Source organism: Caenimonas terrae, assembly GCF_042655405.1.
GTDB lineage: Bacteria > Pseudomonadota > Gammaproteobacteria > Burkholderiales > Burkholderiaceae_C > Ramlibacter > Ramlibacter terrae_A.
Genome location: NZ_JBHSMF010000009.1, coordinates 76762 through 99389, shown reverse-complemented (window position 1 = coordinate 99389; position 22628 = coordinate 76762). Strand labels below are relative to the sequence as shown.

Here is a 22628-nt window from a genome sequence, read left to right as displayed (position 1 = left end):
CAAAATTTATCACGGTTCGCGTCATTTCTGCCGCCGCGCGACCACCGCTGCCGACAGGCAATCCAGTGCCTCCAGGGAATCGGCCCAGCCCAGGCAGGCGTCGGTAATGCTTTTCCCGTACTCGAGGGCGCCCGCCTGGTCCTTGCCGGGCGTGAACTTCTGGGCTCCCGGCTGCAGGTGGCTCTCGATCATCACCCCGAACACGCTGCGCGACCCGCCGGCGATCTGCGCCGCGATGTCCCGCGTGACCTCCAGCTGCTTCTCGTGCTGCTTGCTGCTGTTGGCATGGCTGCAATCGACCATCAGGCGCTGCGGCAGCTTGGCCGCCTCCAGGTCGCGGCAAGCGGCCGCGACGCTGGCCGCGTCATAGTTGGGCGCCTTGCCGCCCCGCAGGATCACGTGGCAGTCCTTGTTGCCGTTGGTCTGGACGATCGCCACCTGGCCGTTCTTGTGCACCGACAGGAAGTGGTGGCCGCGCGCGGCTGCCTGGATGGCGTCGGTGGCGATGCGGATGTTGCCGTCGGTGCCGTTCTTGAAGCCGATCGGCGCCGACAGGCCCGAGGCCAGCTCGCGGTGCACCTGGCTCTCGGTGGTGCGGGCACCGATGGCGCCCCAGGCGATCAGGTCGCCGATGTACTGGGGCGAGATCACGTCCAGGAATTCGCTGCCGGCCGGCAGGCCGAGCCGGTTGATCTCGATCAGCAGCTGGCGGGCGATCCGCAGGCCTTCGTCGATGCGGAAGCTCTCGTCCAGGTAGGGATCGTTGATCAGGCCCTTCCAGCCGACCGTGGTGCGCGGCTTCTCGAAATAGACCCGCATCACGATCTCCAGCGTGTCCTGGTGCCTGGTGCGCACCTCCTTGAGCTTGCGGGCGTACTCGAGCGCGGCGACCGGGTCGTGGATCGAGCATGGGCCGATCACCACCAGCAGCCGGTCGTCGCTGCCTTCCATGATGTTGTGGATGTTCCTGCGGGTGGCGGTGATCAGGTTTTCCACCGCCGTGCCGCGGATCGGGAAGAAGCGGATCAGGTGTTCTGGAGGCGGCAGCACGGTGATGTCCTTGATGCGTTCGTCGTCGGTCTCGCTGGTCTTGTCGACGGGATTCGCTTGCCAGGGACTGGTGGCGGGGGACTGATCGTTCATCGCTGGGCTCCTACAGGTCAGGGTTTGAAGAGGGCAAAAAAAAACCGCCGGGGATTCCGGCGGTTTGGGGAGTTCGGTGCGTTTGTTGCAGGGACGCTCAGATCTCTCTACCGCCAGGGGTGGAGAACCAAAAATATGCAAAAAAATAGGAGCGGGTTGCACGCATGGGGATCAATGTAGCACACCCGGACGGGCGCGCCGGGAAGGCTCCCGGCCTCACAGCCTGAGCTTCTTCCACCACTGGATCGCACGCTCCACCTGCGGTTCGGACAGCGCGGCGAGCCCGGACTCGGCCTGCTCCTGCTGGTCGCGCTGGACCGACTGCTCGTACACGTCGATCAGCAGCATGCCCTCGGCCAGCGTGCGCCAGGCCACCAGCTCGAAGTCTTCCGCGTTCAGCAGCAGTTCGGTGCTGCGCGGGCCGCCCTCCAGCAGCCATTGCCCGATCAGCACCCGCAGGTGGTTGAGCGCCTGCAGGTAGCCGGCATATTCGTACAGGCCGCGCCAGGGCAGGCCCAGGCCGACGACCATGTGGCGGTGCGCCCGCAGCACGGTGAGCAGGTCCACCAGCATCGGCGCGATGATGGTGCGGACCTTGCCGTGCCGCAGGCTCAGGATGATGGCCTCGACGTGGGTCGCCAGGTCCGACATGCTTTCGCTGACGCGCCGGCTCTCTTCGTCCGCGACCGAGGCGCGCAGGAAGTTGCTCAGCTGGCCGAAATCCCCGTTCGTCGGCCGCTGGGTCGACGGTTGGCTTGCAGGACGGGAGTGACCGGGCATCCGGGCCTCAGGCGGTTCCGCCCACCGTCAGGCCGTCGATGCGCAACGTCGGCTGACCGACCCCCACCGGAACGCTCTGGCCTTCCTTGCCGCAGGTGCCGACGCCGGTGTCCAGCTTCATGTCGTTGCCGATCATGGTCACGCGGGTCAGTGCATCCGGGCCGTTGCCGACGATGGTCGCGCCCTTGACCGGGTACTGGATCTTGCCGTTCTCGACCCAGAAGGCCTCGCTGGCCGAGAACACGAACTTGCCCGACGTGATGTCCACCTGGCCGCCGCCGAAATTGGTGGCGTACAGGCCCTTCTTGATGCTGGCGACGATTTCTTCCGGCGCCTTGTCGCCACCGAGCATGTAGGTGTTGGTCATGCGCGGCATCGGCACGTGGGCATAGCTTTCGCGCCGGCCGTTGCCGGTCGGGGCGACGCCCATCAGGCGGGCGTTGAGCGAATCCTGGATGTAGCCGCGCAGGATGCCGTCTTCGATCAGCACGTTGCGCTGGCTGGCGTTGCCTTCGTCGTCGACGTTGAGCGATCCGCGCCGGTCGCTGATCGTCCCGTCGTCCAGCACCGTCACGCCCTTGGCGGCGACCCGCTGGCCGATCCGGCCGCTGAATGCACTGGAGCCCTTGCGGTTGAAGTCGCCTTCCAGACCGTGGCCGATCGCCTCGTGCAGCAGGATGCCGGGCCAGCCCGGGCCGAGCACCACCGTCATCTCGCCGGCCGGGGCCGGGCGCGAATCGAGGTTGGTGATGGCGGCCTTGACCGCGTCATTGACGTAGGACTCGATCTGCGCGTCGTCGAAATAGGCCAGGCCGAAGCGGCCGCCGCCGCCGCCCGAGCCCATCTCGCGCCGGCCGCTCTGTTCGGCGATCACCGTCACCGACAGCCGCACCAGCGGGCGGACGTCGGCGGCCAGCGTGCCGTCGGCCCGCGCCACCATCACCACGTCCCACTCGCTGGCCAGCCCCGCCATCACCTGCTTGACGCGCGGATCCTTCTTGCGGGCCAGCTGCTCGGTCCTTTCCAGCAGCTTGACCTTGGCCGTGCTGTCCAGCGTGCCGATCGGGTCGATGGCGTTGTAGAGCGAGCGGCCTCCCGCCACCCGGCGCGCTGCGACCTTGACCTTGCCCGAGCGCGTCGACGAAGAGATGGTGCGCACCGTGCGCGCCGCATCCAGCAGCGAGGCTTCGGAGATGTCGTCCGAGTAGGCGAACGCCGTCTTCTCGCCGCTCACCGCCCGCACGCCGACGCCCTGGTCGATGCTGAAGCTGCCGGTCTTGACGATGCCCTCTTCCAGGCTCCAGCCTTCGCTGCGGGTGTACTGGAAATAGAGGTCGGCGTCGTCGACCTTGTGGGCCGAGATTTCGCCCAGGGCGCGCGACAGGTGGGATTCGTTCAGCCCGAAAGGCTCGAGCAGCAGGCGCTGGGCGGTGGCCAGGCGTTCGATGGTGGGTTCGCGGGAAATCATGCCGCATTCTAGGCTTGCAGTGCCGCCCGGGAAGGCCCCAGGGTCAGCTTACAGGCGGCTGACGCAGCAGTTGCAGCAGCGCGCCGTCGTCACGCTGGGCCAGGCCGGCGGCGCAGGCCCGCGCGAACACCGCGTGGGCGGCGGCACCCAGCGGGCCCTCGAAGCCGGCCGCGGCGGCGGCCTGCAGCGCCAGCCGCGTGTCTTTCTCCAGCAGCGTCATGTGGGCCCGCGGCTCGAAGTCGCCGGCGATGGCGCGCTGCATGCGGTCGGAACCGATCCAGCTCTGGCCGCTGGACTGCCCGATCAGCGCCAGCGTCGACGCCGCGTCCAGTCCCAGGCGCTCCGCCAGAGCGATCGCCTCGGCCGCCCCCACCAGGTTGATGCCCGCCAGCAGGTTATTGACGAGCTTGCTCCGGGCGCCGTCGCCGGGCCGTGCGCTGATGCGAAACACCTTGTCGCTCAAGGCGGCGATCAGCTCGCGCCGGCGGTCGATCACCGCGCCGCCGCCGGCCAGCATCAGGCTCATCGAACCGTCACGGGCGCGCGCCGGACCCCCCGACATGGGCGCATCGATCACGCAGACACCCTGTTCCAGCAGCCGCGCGGCAAAGCGCTCGGTGTCCTGCGGCGCAATGGTGGGACACAGCAGCACGTCCTGGCCGGCCCGCAGCACCGACGCTGCGCCGGCGGGCCCGAACAGCACCGTATCCACCTGCGGGCTGTCCACCACGCAGACGATCAGCACGGCCACGCCGGTGGCGCACTGGGCGGCGGTGTGGCGCACCTGCGCGCCCTGCAGCTCCAGCAGGCGCACCCGGTGCAGGTCGATGTCGCAGACCTGGACCGGCCAGCCCGCCTCCAGCAGCCGGGCGGCCATCGCGCCGCCCATGTTGCCGACGCCGACGATGCCGACAGGATCGCGCCTGGGCTGCTCCATCGGCCTCAGCTTTGCACCAGCCGCCGGGCCTTGGAGATCGACATCAGGATGCCCAGCCCCATGCCCAGCGTGACCATCGCGGTGCCGCCGTAACTGATGAAGGGCAGCGGCACGCCCACCACCGGCAGGATGCCGCTGACCATGCCCATGTTGACGAAGGCGTAGGTGAAGAAGATCAGCGTCACCGCGCCGGCCAGCAGCCGCGAGAACAGGTTGGACGCCTCCAGCGCGATCGCCAGCCCGCGCAGGATCAGGAAGATGAAGGCGGCGATCAGGCACAGGTTGCCCAGCAGGCCGAACTCCTCGGAGTAGGCCGCGAAGATGAAGTCGGTGGTCCGCTCCGGGATGAACTCCAGGTGGGTCTGCGTGCCCTGCATGAAGCCCTTGCCGAACACCCCGCCGGAGCCGATGGCGATCATTCCCTGGATGATGTGGAAGCCCTTGCCCAGCGGATCGCGGCCCGGGTCCAGCAAGGTGCAGATCCGCTGCTGCTGGTAGTCGTGCAGCAGCGGCCAGCTGACGCCGTCGGCGCACAGGCGCGGCTCGAACACCACCAGCAGCACGGCCGCCGTCAGTCCGAGGATCATCGGCGGCGCGATCAGCTTCCACGACAGGCCGGCGAAGAAGATCACGCCCATGCCGGCCGACAGCACCAGGATCGCGGTGCCCAGGTCCGGCTGCTTGACGATCAGGGCCACCGGCACCGCCAGCAGCAGGCCGGCGACGATGAAGTCCAGCGGCCGCAACTGGCCCTCGCGCTTCTGGAACCACCATGCCAGCATCAGCGGCATCGCGATCTTCAGGATCTCGCTGGGCTGGATCACGACCCCGATGTTGAGCCAGCGCTTGGCGCCCTTCTTGGTCACGCCGAACACCGCGACCGCGATCAGCAGCCCGACACCCAGCACGTACAGCGGGACCGCAAAACTCATCAGCCGCTGGGGCGGCACCTGCGCCACCACGAACATGATGAAGCCGGCCAGCAGCATGTTGCGGGCATGGTCGACGAAGCGGCTGCCGTGGTCGTAACCGGAGGAATACATCGTCAGCAGCCCGGCGCAGGCCAGCAGGAACACGGCGAACGCCAGCGGCCCGTCGAAGCCGCGGAACATCGGCGCGGCGCGCTGCCGCAGGGAGGGTCGGTCGAATACTGCTGCCATCCGGCCGATTATCGGCCCTGCGCCCGCTCGGGGGCCGGCCCCGGCGCCCCGAGGCGCCGCCCGGCGCGGCCCTTCAATTGGCGGCCCATTCGACGCTGTCCACCGGCTTGCGCTGGCCCTCGTCCTCGACCAGGTACAGCCTGCCGCGCAGCACTTCGAAGGCGCCGCATTCGGGCTGGCTGCGGTACCCGGGGTCGTAGTCCAGGCAGACCCGGCCGCCGTCGATGCGCCAGCCGCGCGCCACGTTGTCGCCGCCGGCGGCACCGCCTTCGAGCTTGCCGTCGCCGTGGAACCGGGCGACGAAGCGGCCGTCGCCGTCCGCACCGGCGGCGCCGGCGCGCTCGGCCAGCACCATCCGGGTGGTGCGGCCGGGGCGGAACAGCTTGCGCCGCAGCTCGGTTTCGCCGAGCACCCCGTCGGGCGCGCACGCAGGCCAGCTGGAATCCTGCGCCGGATCCGCGCACACCGGCGCCGCCGCGATCTGCAACACGGCGTTGCAGCAGGACAGGGTGATCAGGGCGCCGTAGTTCAGTGCAGAGGTCAAAGTGGTCATGGTGCTACTCCTTCGATGCCCGTGCAGCTTAGGCAAGGCCCCTGGCGGTTGCTTCGCCCATACGGTCTAGTCTCAATGCGCTACGCCAGCGGGATAGGATGGCGTGCAATGGCAATTTCTCACTTGCTTTACCTGCACGGCTTCCGTTCGTCGCCGCAATCGACCAAGGCGCGGATGGTCGCGCAGCGCGTGGCCGAGCGCCAACCGGGGGTGACGTGGTGGTGCCCGCAGCTGCCGCCCTCGCCGCGCGCAGCGATGGCGATGGTGCTGGCCGGCATCGCCGGATGGCCGCACGAGCGCATGGCGGTGATGGGCTCGTCGCTGGGCGGCTTCTACGCCACCCATGTCGCCGAGGCCACGGGCTGCAAGGCCGTCGTGCTCAATCCGGCGGTGCACGCCGCGCGCGACCTGGCGAAGTACGTGGGCGAGCAGGCCGCGTGGCACGACCCGGCCGAGCGCTTCGTGTTCGAGCCGGGGTACGTGGACGAACTGCGGGCGCTGGAGGGCGGGCCGCTGGCCGACCCGTCGAACTACCTCGCCATCATCGCCAAGGGCGACGAAGTGCTTGACTGGCGCGAGATGGGCGCCCGCTACGCCGGCGCCCGCATCGAGCTGCTTGAGGGCAGCGACCACGCAATCAGCGACTTCGGCCAGCACATCGACGCGGTCTTCGCGTTCCTGGACCTCGCTTGAAGTCGGACAACCGGACGCGGAACGCGCAGAAGCAACGCAGAAATCGCGGAAGGAAGCAGTTGAATTCATCGCTGAATTTTTCTGCATCTTCTGCGTAACTTCTGCGCCTTCTGCGTCCTTGCCCCCGCTTTCGAAGCGCGGACCCTCCCATGGGACAATCGCGCCCATGTTTGCATTGTTTGAAGAAGCCGGGAAATTCCAGGCCGGCCGGGTGTTGTCGGAGGCGGATGCGTCCAGCCAGATCGAGCTGGAGAGCGGCAAGCGGGTCAAGGTGAAGGCGGCCAACGTGCTGCTCAAGTTCGACAAGCCCGCGCCGTCCGACCTGATCCGCCAGGCCCAGGCGCTGGCCGAGGGCATCGAGCTGGAGCTGGCCTGGGAATTCGCGCCCGAGGAGGAGTTCGGTTTCGCCGAACTGGCGCGCGACTATTTCAGCGACAAGGCGACGCTGGAACAGCAGGCCGCGGCCCTGTTCCGGCTGTTCGAGGCGCCGCATTACTTCCGCCGCGCCGGCAAGGGCCGCTTCAAGAAGGCGCCGGCCGAGATCCTGCAGCAGGCGCTGGTGGCGATCGAGAAGAAGAAGGCCTTGCAGCAGCAGATCTCGCTGTGGGCGGCGGAACTGGGCGCCGGCAGCTGCCCGCCGCAGATCCGCGAGCAGCTGTTCAAGATCCTGTTCAAGCCGGACAAGAACGCGCCCGAGTACAAGGCAGTGGTCGAAGCGTCGCGGGCCACCCACACGGCGCCGCTGGACCTGCTGCAGCGCGCCGGCGCCATCGATTCGCCTTACCAGTTCCACTGGAAGCGCTTCCTGTTCGAGAACTTCCCCAAGGGAACGGCCTTCCCGCCGCTGCCGGCGCCGCCGATCCAGGACGACCTGCCGCTGGCCGGCGTGCAGGCGTTCTCGATCGACGACTCGCAGACCACCGAAATCGACGACGCGCTGTCGGTGCAGGGGCTGGGCAGCGGCACGATCACGGTGGGCATCCATATCGCCGCGCCCGGCCTGGCCCTGCAGCCGGGCGCGCCGATCGACCTGGTGGCGCGCCAGCGGCTGTCCACCGTCTACATGCCGGGCTACAAGATCACCATGCTGCCCGACGAGGTGGTGCAGGCCTACACGCTGATCGAAGGACGCGACTGCCCCGCCATCTCGCTGTACGTCACGCTCGACGAAGCGACGCTGGAGATCAAGTCGTCGCAGACCCGGATCGAGCGGGTGCCGATCGTGGCCAACCTGCGCCACGACCAGCTCGACGCGGTGGTGACCGAGCAGTGGCTGGTCGACCCGGCCTTCGCCCACCAGGACGACGCCGGGGCGGCGGGCCGGCTGCGCGAGCCGCTGACCTTCCTGTACCGCCTGGCCGGGCACCTGAAGGCGCAGCGCGAGATCGTGCGCGGCAAGCCGGAGAACTTCAACCGGCCCGACTACAACTTCAAGCTGGTGGGCAACGACGGCGCCGAACCGACCGGCAACGAAGAAGTGCGGATCACGACCCGCCAGCGCGGCTCGCCGCTGGACCTGATCGTGGCCGAGGCGATGATCCTGGCCAACAGCACCTGGGGCAGCTGGCTGTCGGAGCTGGGCGTGCCCGGCATCTACCGCAGCCAGGCCAGCATGGCCCCCGGCGTGAAGGTGCGCATGGGAACCAGGGCGTTGCCGCACGCCGGCCTGGGCGTGAAGAGCTATGCCTGGAGCACCTCGCCCCTGCGCCGCTACACCGACCTGGTCAACCAGTGGCAGATCATCGCCGGCGCCCGCCACGGCCGCACCGCGGCGCTCGCTGCGCCGTTCAAGCCCAAGGACGCGGAGCTGTTCTCCATCATCTCCGGCTTCGATGCGGCCTATTCCGCCTACAACGGCTACCAGGCCGGCATGGAGCGCTTCTGGACGCTCAAGTACCTGGAGCAGCAGGGCATCACCGAGCTGGTGGGCACCGTGTTCCGCGAAGGCCTGGTGCGGGCCGACGAACTTCCGCTGGTGCTGGGCGTGATGGGCGGCAACGACCTGCCGCGCGGCGCCAGGGTGCGGGTGCAACTGGGCAAGATCGACGAGATCACGCTGGACGTGCACGGCACCGTGGTCGAGCGGCTGGACGTGGAAGAAGTGCCGCTGGTTGCGGAAGAAGAGACGGAAGACGAGCCCGCGGCCGGCCCGATCACGATCGCGGTGGATGTCAGCGAGGCTGAAAGCGATAATCCGGCTCCGTGAACCTGCGTTCCTTCAGTACCCTGCAGATCGCGCTTGGCGCCTCCTTCGCCGTGCATGCGGTGCTGCTGACGGTCCGCTTCATCGACCCCGAGGGCTTCAACCGCGTGTTCCAGGACACGCCGCTGGAAGTGATCCTGGTCAACGCCCGCAGCAACGAGAAGCCCGAGAAGGCGATGGCCATCGCGCAGGCCTCGATGGCCGGCGGCGGCGAGGCGGCCAAGGGCCGCGCCACGTCGCCATTGCCGCCGTCGGCGTTCACCGAACTGGGCGACGCCGCCGAGGAAGCGCAGCGCAAGATCGACGCGATGCAGGACCAGCAGATGGTGATGCTGGCGCAGGTGCGGCGCATGCTCGCCGCGATGCCGCCGCCCGACCCGCAGCAGGACAAGAAGAATCCCGAATCCGTCGCGCGCGAGGACCGGCGGCGCCAGCTGGTCAAGCTGCTGGCCGAGATCGAGCGGCGCATCAACGAGGAAAACGCCCGCCCCAAGAAGCGCTACATCAGCCCCGCCACCCGCGAGGCGGAGTACGCGATCTACTACGACGGCCTGCGGCGCCGGATCGAGGACCGCGGCACGCAGAACTTCCCGGAGCTGGCCGGGCAGAAGCTGTACGGCGAGCTGACGATGATCGTCACCGTGAACTTCGACGGCAAGGTGCTGGACACCGAGGTGGTGGAAAGCTCGGGCAACCTGACGCTGGACCGCCGGGCCCAGGCCATCGCCCGCGCCGCCGGGCCGTTCGGCAAGTTCAACGACGCCATGCGGCGCAAGGCCGACCAGATCGTGGTGGTGTCGCGCTTCCGCTTCACGCGCGACGAGACGCTCGAAACCAAACTCACCAACCGCTGAACGCGGCCGCCTTGCAATGGACCAGTACTGCGTTCTCGGCAATCCTGTGGAGCACAGCAAGTCGCCCTGGATCCACGCGCGCTTCGCGCAGCTTACCGGCCAGCAGCTGGAATACGGCAAGCAGCTGATCGCGCTGGACGGCTTCGACGCCGCCATCGAGGCGTTCCGCGCCGCCGGCGGCAAGGGCTGCAACATCACGGTGCCGTTCAAGTTCCAGGCCGCCCCGCTGGCCACCACGCTCACGGAGCGCGCCCGGCTGGCGCAGGCCTGCAACACGCTGCGCTTCGACGCCGGCGGCGCGGTCTACGCCGACAACACCGACGGCGTCGGCCTGGTCAACGACATCCAGGGCAATGCGGGCGTGACGATCGCCGGTTGCGAGCTGCTGTTGATCGGCGCCGGCGGCGCAGCGGCCGGCGTGCTGGGCCCGCTGGTCGAGGCCCGGCCGAAGCGGATCGTGGTCACCAACCGCACGCTCGACAAGGCGCAGTCGCTGGTGGAGCGGCATGCCGCGCTGGCGCGCGAGCACGGCGTCGGGCTCTCGGCGGCGGCGCTGGACGAGGTCGGCGGCCCGTTCGACATCGTGGTGAACGCGACCGCCAGCAGCCTGAGCGGCGCCGGCATTCCGGTGGCCGACGGCGTGCTCAAGCCGGGCACGCTGGCCGTCGACATGATGTACGGCCCGGCGGCCGACGGCTTCATGGCCTGGGCGCGGGCCCACGGAGCGGTGCCGCGCGACGGCCTGGGCATGCTGGTGGAACAGGCGGCCGAGGCCTTCCAGGTGTTTCGCGGCGTGCGCCCGCCCTCCGCGCGGGTGCTGGCGGAACTGCGCGCCGGCCTGGACTGACCGACGATGAAGGGCTTGCTGCGCTGGATGCTGCTGGTGCTGGTCGCGGCACTGGCGCTGCAGCTGTTCTTCATCGTGCGCATCGCCACGATGGCAGTGATCGCACCGCAGTCCACGGCGTTCCAGCGCTCCGAAGCCTGGCGCATCGCCAGCGAGAAGCACCAGCTGCGCTGGCGCCAGCAGTGGGTGCCGTACGCGCGCATCAGCGACAACCTCAAGCGCGCGGTGATCGCATCGGAGGACGGCAGCTTCACCAACCACGACGGCGTCGACTGGGAGGCGCTGGAAAAGGCCTGGCAGCGCAACGCCAAGGCCGAGGAACAGGTGGCGCGGCAGGCGGCGCAACAGGCCGCACGCCGCAGCGCCAGCCGGGCCGGCGCGGCGGCGGCGCGCCCGCTCAAGGCGCCCAAGATCGTCGGCGGCTCCACCATCACCCAGCAGCTGGCCAAGAACCTGCTGCTGTCCGGCGAGCGCACGCTGGTGCGCAAGGGCCAGGAACTGGTGCTGACCTTCCTGCTGGAGCGGATGCTGAACAAGGAACGGATCCTGGAGATCTACCTCAACAGCGTCGAATGGGGCGAAGGCGTGTTCGGCGCCGAGGCCGCCGCCCAGCACTATTACCGCAAGAGCGCGGCCCAGCTCTCGGCCTACGAATCGGCGCGGCTGGCTGTGATGCTGCCGCGCCCGCGCTATTTCGAGAAGCTGCCCAACTCGGGCTACCTGGCCAGCCGCGCCTCCACCATCGCGGCGCGCATGCGCGACGCCGAACTGCCCTGACCCCACACACACCACTAGGAGCCCCATGGCCGCATCCATCATCGATTCAAAGATCTTCGGCGACATGTTCAGCGACGCGCAGATGCGCGAGGTCTGGTCCGACGAGAACCGCACCGCCAAGTACCTCGACATCGAGCGCGCGCTGGCCAGGGTGCAGGGCCGGCTCGGCCTGATCCCGCAGGAGGCGGCCGACGAGATCGTGCGCAACTGCGAGCTGTCCCGGATCGACTGGGACAAGCTCAAGGCCAAGACCGAGCAGATCGGCTATCCGATCATCGCGGTGGTCAACCAGATCAACGCCAACTGCCGCGACAAGCTGGGCGAGTTCTGCCACTGGGGCGCGACCACGCAGGACATCACGGACACGGCCACCGTGCTGCAGATGCGCGAGGGCCTGGCGCTGGTCGAGCGCGATCTGGCCGAGATCTCGGGCTCGCTCGCCATCCTGGCGCGCAAGCACCGCGACACGCCCATCATCGGCCGATCCAACCTGCAGCAGGCCACCCCGATCACCTTCGGCTACAAGATGGCCAGCATCCTGGCCGGCATCGAGCGGCATCGTGAGCGCCTCGCGCAGCTCAAGCCGCGCGTGCTGATGGGCGAATTCGGCGGCGCCTCCGGCACCCTGTCGTCGCTGGAAAAGGGCGCGATGGAAACGCAGGCCGGCCTGTGCCAGGAGCTGGGCCTGGCGCAGCCGCTGATCTCGTGGCACACGGTGCGCGACACCATCGCCGAGGTCGGCGCCTTCCTGGGCATCGTCGGCGGCTCGCTGGGCAAGATCGCGATGGACGTGAAGCTGCTGATGCAGACCGAGGTGGCGGAAGTGTTCGAGCCCTACGCGCCCGGCCGCGGCTCGTCGTCGACCATGCCGCAGAAGCGCAACCCGATCTCCTGCCTGTACATCCACGCCAACATCTCGGTGGTGCGCCAGCACGCGGCGGCGCTAATGGACGCGATGGTGGCCGACCACGAGCGCTCCACCGGCCCCTGGGAAATCGAATGGGTGGTGCTGCCGGAGACCTTCTGCCTGCTGTCCGGCGCGCTCAAGCAGACCAAGTTCATCCTGGCCGGCCTGGAGGTGGACGCCGAACGCATGCGCGCCAACATCGACATGACCAACGGCCTGGTGATGTCGGAGGCCGTCATGATGGGCCTGGGTCCCTTCATCGGCCGCGAATACGCGCACGACCTGGTGTACGACCTGTGCCGCGAGGCGATCGCCGGCAGGCGCCAGCTGGTCGACGTGCTGGCCGCCCATCCCGAGATCGGCAAGCACGTCACGCGTGCGCAGCTGGAAGGCTTCTGCGACCCGGCCAACTCGCTGGGCCAGGCCGGAGTGATGGTGGACCGGGTGCTGGCGTCGCTGTGAGCTGTCATCCCGGCCTTCGAGCCGGGATCCAGACATTGGCGTGCCAATCGAATACCGTCGACCAGGAAGAAGCCGGCCCGCCTGTTGATCGACGGTCTTGAAATTCGTGACGTCTGGGTCCCGGGTCATGCCCGGGATGACAGCCGTTACGCGTATTCCTTGCGCAGGATCTGCGCCGCTTCCACCATCGCCCTGAGCTTGCCCTGCGCCACCTCGCGCGGCAGGTACTTCATGCCGCAATCGGGGGCGAGGATGACGCGCTCCTTGGCGACGTAAGGCAGCGCGCGGCGCACGCGGTCGGCGATGACCGCGGGCGACTCGATCGCCATGTCCGACAGGTCGATGCAGCCGACCATCACCTGCTTGCCTTCGAGCTGCTGCAGCACGCTGCAATCGAGGTGGGACTGCGCGGTCTCGATCGACACCTGCTTGCAGCCGCACTGCGCCAGCTCGGGCAGGAAGGAATAGCCGGTCGGCCGCTCGTGGATGATGGCCGCGTAGCCGAAGCAGATGTGGACCGCGGTGGTGCCGGTGATGCCGTCCAGGGCGCGGTTCAGCGCCGCCAGGCCGTACTGGCGCGCCTTCTCCGGCCGTGCCTGCATGTAGGGCTCGTCGATCTGCACCACGTCGGCGCCGGCGGCGAACAGGTCGCGGATCTCGGCGTTGACGGCGGCCGCATAGTCCATCGCCGCCTCTTCCTCGCTGGCGTAGAAATCGTTCTGCGCCTGCTGCAGCATGGTGAACGGGCCGGGCACGGTGATCTTGGTCTTGCGGTCGGTGTGGCGGCGCAGGAACAGCATGTCCTCCACTTCCACCGCGTGCCGGCGCCGGATCTTGCCGGTGATGCGCGGCACCGGGTTGGGATGGCCGGAACGGTCCAGCCCGGTGCCGGGATTGTCCAGGTCCACGCCGTCCAGCGCGGTGGCGAAGCGGTTGGAGTAGCTCTCGCGCCGGATCTCGCCGTCGCTGACGATGTCCAGCCCCGCCGCCTCCTGCGCCCGGATGGCCAGCAGCGTCGCGTCGTTCCACGCCTCTTCCAGGTACGGCGGGGCGACCCGCCACAGTTCCTTCGCCCGCACCCGGGGCGGGAAGCGGCCGGCGAGCTTTTGCCGGTCGATCAGCCAGTCGGGTTGCGGAAAGCTGCCGACGATGGTGGTGGGGAACAGCATGGACATGGCTCCTTGAAGGGATGCGGCAGTTTAGGGCGGCGTCGCCGGCCGACGCCCCGGCGAAATCCCGCTGGAGCGGCGGCGCCATGCCCTGTATAAATCGGGACGTCGCGTGGCGCTCGGGCCAGGCTCCTGACAGGGATCCAGATGCACAACAGACAGCTCGTTTCGGCGCTGGTCCTGCTCGCATGCGGGGTGGCCGCATCGCCGGCGCAGGCCTCGGTGGAGACCGGGCCGTCCGGCTTCCTGGTCCGTCACGAGGTCGCCATCGCTGCAACGCCCGCCGTGGTCTACGACACGCTGGTGTCCCGGGTCGGCGCCTGGTGGAACCTGCAGCGCACCTATTCGCAGGACAGCGCCAGCCTGTCGATCATGGCCGGCGGCGTCGAGCGGATGGCGCCCGCCGTGGACGGCATGCTGGCCGAGCAGCTGCAGCGGCTGCGCCTGCTGCCGGAAACGGGCGGCCCGGCGCCGCGCTAGGCCGCTGGCTTAGGATCGCTTGTCCCCACCAACGAGGCCTCCCATGCGCCACCCAGGCAGATCCGGTTCCATTCCCCGCGCGGCCGGCGCGGCAACGCTGCTGGCCGCCGTGCTGCTGGCCGGCTGCGCCACCGGCCTGTCGGCCGAGCGCATCGACGCCATCGTCGCCAGCCCGGAGCGCAGCGCCGCCGACCGCGGCAACGACGTGCGGCGCAAGCCCGCGCAAATGCTCGGGTTCATCGACATCCGGCCGGGCATCGTGGCACTGGACGTGAGCGCCGGCCGCGGCTACACGACGGAGCTGGTCGCGCGCGCGGTCGGCCCGGGCGGCAAGGTTTACAGCCAGACCCAGGGGCCGACGCCGCCGGCGCTGGCGCAACGGGCCCGCAACCCGGCCACCTCGAACATCGTGCCGGTGGTGCGGCCGATGCAGGACCCGGTGCCGCCGGAAGCCGCCGGCAATGCGCTCGACCTGGTGACGCTGATGTTCAACTACCACGACCTCGGCCACATGGGCGTGGACCGCGGGCACATGAACCACGCGATCTTCGAGGCGCTCAAGCGCGGCGGCAGCTACGTGATCGCCGACCACGCCGGCCGCGCCGGCACCGGCATTTCCGAATCCGGCACGCTGCATCGCGTCGAGGAGGCGTTCGTCATCGCCGAAGTGACGGCGGCCGGATTCCGGCTGGCGGCCAGCGGCAACTTCCTGCGCAACCCGGCCGATCCGCGCGACCGCGAAACGCCCGAGCCGCCGATGCCCAAGGACGAATTCGTGCTGAAGTTCGTCAAGCCCTGAACTTGCCGCGGGAGGAGCCTACATGAACGTCGCTGAACGCAAGGTGCAAGCGCTGCGGCCGGACCGCGAGGTCATGAGCCGGCAGCGCCTGCCGTATTTCATCGGCATCTCGGGCCAGACCGTGGGGGCCGCCGGGCTCTCGATGCACGTCGTCGTCATCCCGCCCGGCGCGCGCGCCGATCCGCACCTGCATGTGGGCTACGAGACCGGGATCTATGTGCTCGAAGGCCGCGTGCTCACCCGCTGGGGCCCTGCATTGGAGAACGAAACCGTCAGCGAAGCCGGCGACTTCCTGTTTGTGCCGCCGGGCGTGCCGCACGAGGCGGTCAACTTGAGCGCGACCGAAGCGGCCCGCGCGGTGGTCGCCCGCAACGACCCGGCGGAGCAGGACAAGGTCGAGCCGTACCGGCCCGCCTCCCGCGCCCCACAACGATGACGATCGCCACCGGTTTGCTGCGCGTGCGGCCCCGGCGCGAGCAGTCGCTGGGGGAGGAGATCGCCAACAGCATCAGCCACGGCGCCGCGCTGCTGGCGGCCTGCGTGGGCATCCCGGTGCTCATCGTGCAGGCGGTGCGGCAGGGCGACGCGATCTACATCGCCGCCTGCAGCCTGTTCTCGCTGACCATCGTCCTGATGTACCTGGCGTCGACGCTGTACCACGCCTTGCCCGCGGGCAAGGCCAAACGGGTGTTCAAGATCCTGGACCACGCCTCGATCTACCTGCTGATCGCCGGCACCTATGCGCCGTTCACGCTCGGCGTGCTGCGCGGGGCATGGGGCTGGAGCCTGTTCGCCGTCGTCTGGAGCCTGGCCATCGCCGGGGTCGCGCTGAAGGCATCGGGCAAGGCCTCCAACCCGATCCTGTCGACCGGCGTCTACCTGCTGATGGGATGGGTGGTGGTGATCGCGGTGGATCCGCTCTTTACCCGCGTGCCGACGGCGGGCCTGTTGTGGCTGCTGGCCGGCGGCCTGTGCTACACGGGAGGCGTCGCCTTCTTCGCCACCGATTCGCAGCTGCGCTATGGGCACCTGGCCTGGCACCTGTTCGTGCTGGCCGGCACCGTCTGCCACTACTTCGCGGTGCTCTGGTACGCGGCCTGAGGCGCAGGCCCGGCTCGCTCAGCGCGCCGGGCGGCGCGGATGTTGTAGGAAGAAGCGCAGCATCTCCGCGCTCGCATCCGGGCCCGACGCATCGGTGTAGGAGCCGCGTGCGCTGCCGCCCGACCAGGCATGCGCCGCGCCGTGCACCAGCCAGTGTTCGGCCAGCACCTGGCCGCCGGCGTCGCGATGGACGCTGCGGGTGCTGCGGCGCCGGCCGGCCGGCTGGTGCTGCCGGACGTCGGCCGCGCCGGCGCCGGCCGAACTGGCGGCGGCAACCTGCTCGCCATTGCGCGGGTGCACCGTGGCATCGGCATCGCCGTGGAAGACGATGGTCGGCACGTGGCGTTCGCTGCTGCGGGGATGCGCGCCCTTGCCCTGCATCGCCTGCATGGCCGAGGGCAGGTCGGATGCCGCGCCGGCCGCCAGCCCGGAGTGCACGCCCACTGCCGCATACAGGTCGGGATAGGTGTCGCCCAGGATCGCGGCCATCGCGCCGCCCGCCGACAGGCCGGCCACGAACACGCGGTCCGGGTCGATCGCGTGTTGCTCCATCACCTGCCGCGTCATCCCGGCCAGCAGCGCCGGCTCGCCGCGCCCGCGCTGCTGGTGGCTGTGCTTGAACCAGTTCCAGCAGCGCTGCGGATTGGCCTGCTGCGACTGCGCGGGATACAGCACGTACACGCCCTGCGGCTGCGCCAGGTCGTTCATCGCGGTGCCGGCCGCGAAATCGTCCGGGGTCTGGGTGCAGCCGTGCAGCATCACCACCAGCGGCAGCGGCTTGCCGCCCGCTCCGCCCGGGATGAACAGCTTGTATTCGCGCTGGCCCGAGGTGGTGGCGAAGCTGCCGGCGACGAATTGCGGCCGGCCGCCGGTTGGCAGTTCGCGCGCCTCGACGTCGATCGCCCCCGGCTTGCCGGCATTGCCCGGGCCGGGCGCCGGTGCGCCGCCCAGCGCGGACTGGATGGCGCTGGTGGCGGCCTGCAGGTCGCCCGAGCGCGTGAGGCGCGCGGCCTCGTTCATGAAGTGCTGGAAATCGTTGTTGTTCATGGGTAGTTCTTTCAGCCGATGCGGTCGCGCAATGCTGCCTTGACGGCCGGGCTCGCATGGAGCGCGCCCAGCACGGTGAGGGATTCGATGGTGGCCAGCGCCAGCTTGGGCGTGACGTCGTGGGCGATGGAGGCCAGCCCCAGCACGCGGATCTGCAGCTTCTCGCCGGCTTCCTTCACGGCCTGGAGGTCGGCCGCCGTGTAATGCTGGATGCCCAGCACCAGCGTCTTGCGCGACACCACGTCGCGCACGGCGTCGCCGTGCGCCGCCAGCTGGTTGCGGATGGCGGTGCGGATCAGGTCGGTGCGGTTGGCATAGAAGCCTTCCTGCACCAGCAGGTCGATCTGGCCCAGGTCGACGCAGCCGATGTTGATCGTGATCTTTTCGTCGACCGGACGGCTCGGGGGAGCGAGGGTGCTTCTGGCGGGCATGCGGCCATCTTATCACCATCCAAGTGGATGGTGTCCGGATGGGCCCGGGATGGTTCCAGGACGGGGTGTTTTCCGCGCACCTGCGCGACCGGAGCCGCCGGATCCGGCCCGGCCGCTTATCATCGGACCATGCAGTCCCAGCCGTCCCGCACCGCCGTCCATGCGCATCCTCGGCATTGACCCGGGCCTGCGGACCACCGGCTTCGGCGTGATCGACGTCGACGGCCACGCGCTGCGCTACGTGGCCAGCGGCACCATCAGCACCATGAAGGCCGAGGGCGGCAACCTGCCGGCGCGGCTGAAGGTGCTGTTCGACGGCATCAACGAGGTGAAGGAGCGCTACGCGCCCGACGTCGCCTCGGTGGAGATCGTGTTCGTCAACGTCAACCCGCAGGCCACGCTGCTGCTCGGACAGGCGCGCGGCGCCTGCGTCACGGCGCTGGTGTCCTGCCAGCTGGTGGTGGCCGAGTACACCGCGCTGCAGATGAAGCAGGCGGTGGCCGGCTCCGGGCGGGCGGCCAAGGCCGACGTGCAGGAGATGGTCAAGCGCCTGCTCAAGCTGCCCGCCCTGCCCGGCAAGGATGCGGCCGACGCGCTCGGGCTGGCCATCACCCATGCCCACGTCGGCCAGTCGATGGCGCGGATCGCCCAGGCCACCCAGCTCACCCGCCGCACCAGCGGCATGTACCGCGCCGGGCGCACCTACTGAGGCTGCGGCCGCGGGCTGCTGTGTTTGCGCGGCCGTCGCGCCAGGCGTAAGCTGGACCGATGCGGCATTCCGCCGACCCAGACCGGAGCACAGCCATGAGCGACAAGACCATCCTGGATCACATCACCGAACTGGTCCACGAGGAGCAGAAGCTGCGCGAGGCCAGCAAGCCGGCGGACCCGGCGCGCATCCGCGACATCGAGCAGCAGCTCGATCAATGCTGGGACCTGCTGCGCCAGCGGCGGGCCCGGCGCGAATTCGGCGAAGACCCCGACCAGGCCGACGTGCGCGATCCGCAGACGGTGGAAAACTACCGGGGCTGAACGGCCTGGCCGCTACCAGGCGCGGGCCGGCACGGCGAAGCCTGCCGGCGCCTGCTTCTCGTCCTCGAAGGTGACGATCTCGTACGCGTCGGGCCGCTCCAGCAGCGCCCGCAGCAGCTTGTTGTTTAGCGCATGGCCGGAGCGGAAGGCGCTGTACTCGGCCAGCAGCGGCTTGCCGAGCAGGTACAGGTCGCCCATCGCGTCCAGGATCTTGTGCTTGACGAACTCGTCGTCGTAGCGCAATCCGTCGGAGTTGAGCACCTTGTAGTCGTCCATCACCACGGCGTTGTCCAGCCCGCCGCCCAGGGCCAGGCCGTTGGCGCGCATGGTCTCGAAGTCCTTGGTGAAGCCGAAGGTGCGGGCCCGCGCGATGTCGCGGATGTAGGAGCCGGAGCTCAGGTCGAACTCCACCCGCTGGCCGGTGGAGTCGACCACCCGGTGGGCGAAGTCGATCTCGAAACTGAGCTTGAAGCCGTGGTAGGGCGACAGCCGTGCCCACTTGAGGTTCTCGCCCTCGCCCTCGCGCACCTCCAGCGTGTCGGTGACGCGGATGAAGCGGCGCGGCGCCGCCTGCAGTTCGATGCCGGCGCTTTGCAGCAGGAAGACGAAGGAGGCGGAGGAGCCGTCCAGGATCGGCACTTCCTCGGCCGTGATGTCCACGTACAGGTTGTCGATCCCCAGGCCGGCGCAGGCCGACATCAGGTGCTCCACCGTGAGCACCTTCACGCCGCCGTTGGAGATGGTGGAGGCCATCCGCGTGTCCGTCACGGCCTGGGCCGAGATCGGGATGTCCACCGGCTGCGGCAGGTCGGTGCGGCGGAACACGATGCCGGTGTCCGGCTGCGCCGGCCGCAGCGTCAGTTCCACCCGCTGGCCGCTGTGCATGCCCACGCCGACGGCCTTGGTCAGGGACTTGAGGGTTCTCTGCTGCAGCATCATGCGATTTTATCTTTCCGGCTCGTGGCGGGCTCCGCGCGACCGCGATGGCCCCGATCGCGAGGGCCCAAGAAAAAGGGGTGGGCCCGGACAGCGCCCACCCCGAAGGACTACCCCTTGGGAGAACCTCTTGCCTGCATCTAGTCGGCCTGCTTGCGCAGGAACGCCGGGATCTCGAAATCGTCCATCCCGCCGGAACTCAGGGCATCGACCTTGGCCGCCGCCTGGGTGCGGTTGGTGCGCCAGACGCTGGGCACGGCCATGCCGCCGTAGTCGGGCTGCTGCGCGCCGTTGCTGGTGATGATGACGCCCGGCGTGCCGACCACGTTGTTGACGGTGGGCACGTTGAACGGCACGTTGTCGGTGCCGGTGCGCAGCACCTGCAGCGGGGGCGCCGTGCGGCGCTGGCCCTGGCGCGACAGGCCGGTGGCGACCACGGTGACCCGCACTTCGTCGCCGAGGTTGTCGTCGTAGGCCGTGCCGTAGATCACGTGCGCGTCGGCCGAGGCGTAGGCGCGGATGGTGTTCATCGCCAGCTTGGACTCGGACAGCTTCAGGCTGCCCTTGGCCGCGGTGATCAGCACCAGCACGCCCTTGGCGCCGGACAGGTCGATGCCTTCCAGCAGCGGGCAGGCGACGGCCTGTTCGGCGGCGATGCGGGCGCGGTCCGGGCCCGAGGCGACGGCCGTTCCCATCATCGCCTTGCCCGGTTCGCCCATCACGGTGCGCACGTCCTCGAAGTCGACGTTCACGTGGCCGGGGACGTTGATGATCTCGGCGATGCCGCCGACCGCGTTCTTGAGCACGTCGTTGGCGTGGGCGAAGGCTTCGTCCTGGGTGATGTCGTCGCCCAGCACGTCGAGCAGCTTCTCGTTCAGCACCACGATCAGCGAGTCGACGTTGGCTTCCAGCTCCGACAGGCCGTTGTCGGCGTTGGTCATGCGGCGGCCGCCTTCCCAGTCGAAGGGCTTGGTCACCACGCCGACGGTGAGGATGCCCATCTCCTTGGCCACCCGCGCGATCACCGGCGCGGCGCCGGTGCCGGTGCCGCCGCCCATGCCGGCGGTGATGAACAGCATGTGGGCGCCCGAGATCGCCGTGCGGATGTCGTCCACCGCCAGCTCCGCCGCCTCGCGGCCCTTTTCCGGCTTGCTGCCGGCGCCCAGCCCGCTGGAGCCCAGCTGGATGGTCTTGTGCGCCGGGCTGCGCGAGAGCGCCTGCGCGTCGGTGTTGGCGCAGATGAATTCCACGCCCTGCACGGCGCGGTCGATCATGTGCTCGACCGCGTTGCCGCCGCCACCGCCGACGCCGATCACCTTGATCTGGGTGCCGAGGTGGAACTCTTCCACTTCAATCATTTCGATGCTCATTTGGTACTCCTGAAATTTGTCTTGCAGTTGCCGGTGATAGATTGTTTTTTTGTTGCCATGGACGTCTACCGAGGTGGGTCGGTGCACCTCCGTCGTCGCTTCTTGATGCGGACATCCGGACGCAGAATTCGCAGAAGCAACGCAGCAGCCGCAAAAGAGACGGTGAAGAATCTGAATTCAAGATTCATATGGTTTCCTCCTGCGCGTTCTGCGTCCGCTGTCCGTCTTCGGGATGTCCATCAGAAATTCCCCACGATGAAATCGCGCAGGCGGCCGAAGGCGGTCTTCATGGAGCCGTTCTTCTGCGCCACCTTGAAGCCGCGCAGGCGGGCCAGCCGCGCCTCCTCCAGCAGGCCCATCACGGTGGCGGCACGGGGCTGGGCCACCATGTCCGACAGCGCGCCGTAGTACTTGGGATTGCCGCGCCGCACCGGCTTGAGGAAGATGTCCTCGCCCAGTTCCACCATGCCGGGCATCACGCAGCTGCCGCCGGTCAGCACGATTCCGGAAGACAGCACTTCCTCGTAGCCCGATTCGCGCACCACCTGCTGCACCAGCGAGAAGATCTCCTCGATCCGCGGCTCGATCACGCCGGCCAGCGCCTGCTTGCTCAGCATGCGGGGGCCGCGGTCGCCCAGGCCGGGCACTTCGACCTGCTGGTCGGGGTCGGCCAGCAGCTGCTTGGCGAAACCGCTCTCCACCTTGATGTCTTCGGCGTCCTTGGTCGGCGTGCGCAGCGCCATCGCGATGTCGCTGGTGATCAGGTCGCCGGCGATCGGGATCACCGCGGTGTGGCGGATCGCGCCGTTGGTGAAGATGGCGACGTCGGTGGTGCCGGCGCCGATGTCGACCATGGCAACACCCAGCTCCTTCTCGTCCTCGGTCAGCACGGCAAGCGACGAGGCCAGCGGATTGAGCATCAGCTGCTCCACTTCCAGGCCGCAGCGGCGCACGCACTTGATGATGTTCTCGGCCGCGCTCTGGGCGCCGGTGACGATGTGCACCTTGGCTTCCAGCCGGATGCCGCTCATGCCGATCGGCTCCTTCACGTCCTGGCCGTCGATCACGAATTCCTGCGGCTCCACCAGCAGCAGCCGCTGGTCGGTGGAGATGTTGATGGCGCGCGCCGTCTCGACCACGCGGGCCACGTCGGCGGGCGTCACTTCCTTGTCCTTCACCGCCACCATCCCGCTGGAATTGATCCCGCGGATGTGGGCGCCGGTGATGCCGGTGTAGACCCGGGTGATCTTGCAGTCGGCCATCAGCTCGGCCTCCTTCAAGGCCTGCTGGATGCTCTGCACCGTGGCGTCGATGTTCACCACCACCCCGCGCTTGAGCCCGTTGGACGGCGCCACGCCCAGCCCCGCGAGCTTGAGCTTGCCGTCGGGCATCACCTCGGCCACCACCACCATCACCTTGGCGGTTCCGATGTCCAGTCCGACGACCAGGTCCTTGTACTCTTTTGCCATGTTGTCTCGA

At 68.8% G+C, this 22628-nt stretch carries 24 protein-coding genes; 12 read left to right on the top strand and 12 right to left on the bottom strand.

The genetic code is table 11. From position 1 onward, the window contains the following. Positions 1–21 precede the first annotated feature (21 nt). From ACFPOE_RS14125 to ACFPOE_RS14100, 6 genes are all read right to left on the bottom strand, one after another. Positions 22–1143 carry a 3-deoxy-7-phosphoheptulonate synthase gene (locus ACFPOE_RS14125; RefSeq protein ID WP_376850765.1) on the bottom strand — a complete coding sequence of 374 codons (1122 nt, stop codon included), beginning with the start codon at positions 1141–1143 and terminating at the stop codon, positions 22–24. Positions 1144–1359: 216 nt separating this feature from the next. Further along, positions 1360–1923: a hypothetical protein gene (locus ACFPOE_RS14120; RefSeq protein ID WP_376850764.1), complete on the bottom strand. Its 564-nt coding sequence runs from the start codon at positions 1921–1923 to the stop codon at positions 1360–1362. Between the two features lie 7 nt (positions 1924–1930). Next, positions 1931–3391 (bottom strand): metalloprotease TldD, encoded by a 1461-nt coding sequence (tldD, locus tag ACFPOE_RS14115; protein WP_376850763.1) that lies wholly within the window; start codon positions 3389–3391, stop codon positions 1931–1933. 43 nt (positions 3392–3434) lie between these two features. Beyond that, positions 3435–4328, bottom strand: coding sequence for an NAD(P)-dependent oxidoreductase (locus tag ACFPOE_RS14110; RefSeq protein WP_376850762.1), 894 nt, complete (start codon positions 4326–4328; stop codon positions 3435–3437). A gap of 5 nt (positions 4329–4333) precedes the next feature. Continuing rightward, on the bottom strand, positions 4334–5488 hold the full coding sequence (gene rodA, locus ACFPOE_RS14105; RefSeq protein WP_376850761.1) for a rod shape-determining protein RodA: 1155 nt from the start codon (positions 5486–5488) through the stop codon (positions 4334–4336). 73 nt (positions 5489–5561) lie between these two features. Continuing rightward, a complete protein-coding gene (locus ACFPOE_RS14100) occupies positions 5562–6041 on the bottom strand; it encodes a hypothetical protein (RefSeq protein ID WP_376850760.1) in 480 nt (159 codons plus the stop codon). 108 nt (positions 6042–6149) lie between these two features. On the opposite strand from ACFPOE_RS14100, the gene ACFPOE_RS14095 reads away from it, so the two are divergent. The 6 genes from ACFPOE_RS14095 to ACFPOE_RS14070 all read left to right on the top strand — a co-directional run bounded on the left by ACFPOE_RS14095 (position 6150) and on the right by ACFPOE_RS14070 (position 12784). Further along, positions 6150–6734: a YqiA/YcfP family alpha/beta fold hydrolase gene (locus tag ACFPOE_RS14095; RefSeq protein WP_376850759.1), complete on the top strand. Its 585-nt coding sequence runs from the start codon at positions 6150–6152 to the stop codon at positions 6732–6734. A 166-nt stretch (positions 6735–6900) separates the two neighbouring features. Beyond that, on the top strand, positions 6901–8940 hold the full coding sequence (locus ACFPOE_RS14090) for a ribonuclease catalytic domain-containing protein (protein ID WP_376850758.1): 2040 nt from the start codon (positions 6901–6903) through the stop codon (positions 8938–8940). A 2-nt stretch (positions 8941–8942) separates the two neighbouring features. Beyond that, the gene (locus ACFPOE_RS14085) at positions 8943–9791 is read left to right on the top strand and encodes an energy transducer TonB (protein WP_376851900.1); all 849 of its coding nucleotides are present in this window, start codon (positions 8943–8945) and stop codon (positions 9789–9791) included. A 16-nt stretch (positions 9792–9807) separates the two neighbouring features. After that, a complete protein-coding gene (aroE, locus tag ACFPOE_RS14080) occupies positions 9808–10638 on the top strand; it encodes a shikimate dehydrogenase (RefSeq protein WP_376850757.1) in 831 nt (276 codons plus the stop codon). A gap of 6 nt (positions 10639–10644) precedes the next feature. After that, positions 10645–11415: a transglycosylase domain-containing protein gene (locus ACFPOE_RS14075; RefSeq protein ID WP_376850756.1), complete on the top strand. Its 771-nt coding sequence runs from the start codon at positions 10645–10647 to the stop codon at positions 11413–11415. Between the two features lie 25 nt (positions 11416–11440). Further along, positions 11441–12784 (top strand): class-II fumarase/aspartase family protein, encoded by a 1344-nt coding sequence (locus tag ACFPOE_RS14070; RefSeq protein ID WP_376850755.1) that lies wholly within the window; start codon positions 11441–11443, stop codon positions 12782–12784. 146 nt (positions 12785–12930) lie between these two features. On the opposite strand, the gene ACFPOE_RS14065 is transcribed toward ACFPOE_RS14070, so the two are convergent. Beyond that, positions 12931–13953: a uroporphyrinogen decarboxylase family protein gene (locus tag ACFPOE_RS14065; RefSeq protein ID WP_376850754.1), complete on the bottom strand. Its 1023-nt coding sequence runs from the start codon at positions 13951–13953 to the stop codon at positions 12931–12933. Between the two features lie 147 nt (positions 13954–14100). Here ACFPOE_RS14065 and ACFPOE_RS14060 point away from each other — a divergent pair, with 147 nt between their 5' ends. The 4 genes from ACFPOE_RS14060 to trhA are packed head-to-tail and all read left to right on the top strand — an operon-like array spanning position 14101 to position 16333. Continuing rightward, the gene (locus tag ACFPOE_RS14060) at positions 14101–14433 is read left to right on the top strand and encodes a hypothetical protein (RefSeq protein WP_376850753.1); all 333 of its coding nucleotides are present in this window, start codon (positions 14101–14103) and stop codon (positions 14431–14433) included. Positions 14434–14476: 43 nt separating this feature from the next. Further along, positions 14477–15232 (top strand): class I SAM-dependent methyltransferase, encoded by a 756-nt coding sequence (locus ACFPOE_RS14055; protein ID WP_376850752.1) that lies wholly within the window; start codon positions 14477–14479, stop codon positions 15230–15232. A gap of 22 nt (positions 15233–15254) precedes the next feature. Then, the gene (locus tag ACFPOE_RS14050) at positions 15255–15668 is read left to right on the top strand and encodes a cupin domain-containing protein (RefSeq protein WP_376850751.1); all 414 of its coding nucleotides are present in this window, start codon (positions 15255–15257) and stop codon (positions 15666–15668) included. Further along, a complete protein-coding gene (gene trhA / locus ACFPOE_RS14045) occupies positions 15665–16333 on the top strand; it encodes a PAQR family membrane homeostasis protein TrhA (protein WP_376850750.1) in 669 nt (222 codons plus the stop codon). Before ACFPOE_RS14050 ends, trhA begins: the two co-directional genes overlap by 4 nt. An 18-nt stretch (positions 16334–16351) precedes the next feature. Here trhA and ACFPOE_RS14040 read toward each other — a convergent pair whose 3' ends face one another. Then, the gene (locus ACFPOE_RS14040; RefSeq protein ID WP_376850749.1) at positions 16352–17380 is read right to left on the bottom strand and encodes an extracellular catalytic domain type 1 short-chain-length polyhydroxyalkanoate depolymerase; all 1029 of its coding nucleotides are present in this window, start codon (positions 17378–17380) and stop codon (positions 16352–16354) included. Positions 17381–17391: 11 nt separating this feature from the next. Next, entirely contained in the window at positions 17392–17811 is a 420-nt protein-coding gene (locus tag ACFPOE_RS14035; protein ID WP_376850748.1) for a CopG family transcriptional regulator, read from the bottom strand. A 160-nt stretch (positions 17812–17971) separates the two neighbouring features. Here ACFPOE_RS14035 and ruvC point away from each other — a divergent pair, with 160 nt between their 5' ends. Continuing rightward, positions 17972–18520: a crossover junction endodeoxyribonuclease RuvC gene (gene ruvC / locus ACFPOE_RS14030; protein ID WP_376850747.1), complete on the top strand. Its 549-nt coding sequence runs from the start codon at positions 17972–17974 to the stop codon at positions 18518–18520. Positions 18521–18615: 95 nt separating this feature from the next. Next, positions 18616–18843: a DUF2630 family protein gene (locus ACFPOE_RS14025; RefSeq protein ID WP_376850746.1), complete on the top strand. Its 228-nt coding sequence runs from the start codon at positions 18616–18618 to the stop codon at positions 18841–18843. A gap of 12 nt (positions 18844–18855) precedes the next feature. Here the strand turns inward: ACFPOE_RS14025 and lpxC are convergent, their stop codons facing one another. The 3 genes from lpxC to ftsA form a co-directional block, all read right to left on the bottom strand. Then, positions 18856–19779 (bottom strand): UDP-3-O-acyl-N-acetylglucosamine deacetylase, encoded by a 924-nt coding sequence (lpxC, locus tag ACFPOE_RS14020; RefSeq protein WP_376850745.1) that lies wholly within the window; start codon positions 19777–19779, stop codon positions 18856–18858. 140 nt (positions 19780–19919) lie between these two features. Beyond that, positions 19920–21149: a cell division protein FtsZ gene (gene ftsZ / locus ACFPOE_RS14015; protein ID WP_376850744.1), complete on the bottom strand. Its 1230-nt coding sequence runs from the start codon at positions 21147–21149 to the stop codon at positions 19920–19922. A gap of 239 nt (positions 21150–21388) precedes the next feature. Continuing rightward, positions 21389–22618 (bottom strand): cell division protein FtsA, encoded by a 1230-nt coding sequence (ftsA, locus tag ACFPOE_RS14010; protein ID WP_376850743.1) that lies wholly within the window; start codon positions 22616–22618, stop codon positions 21389–21391. Positions 22619–22628: the final 10 nt, after the last annotated feature.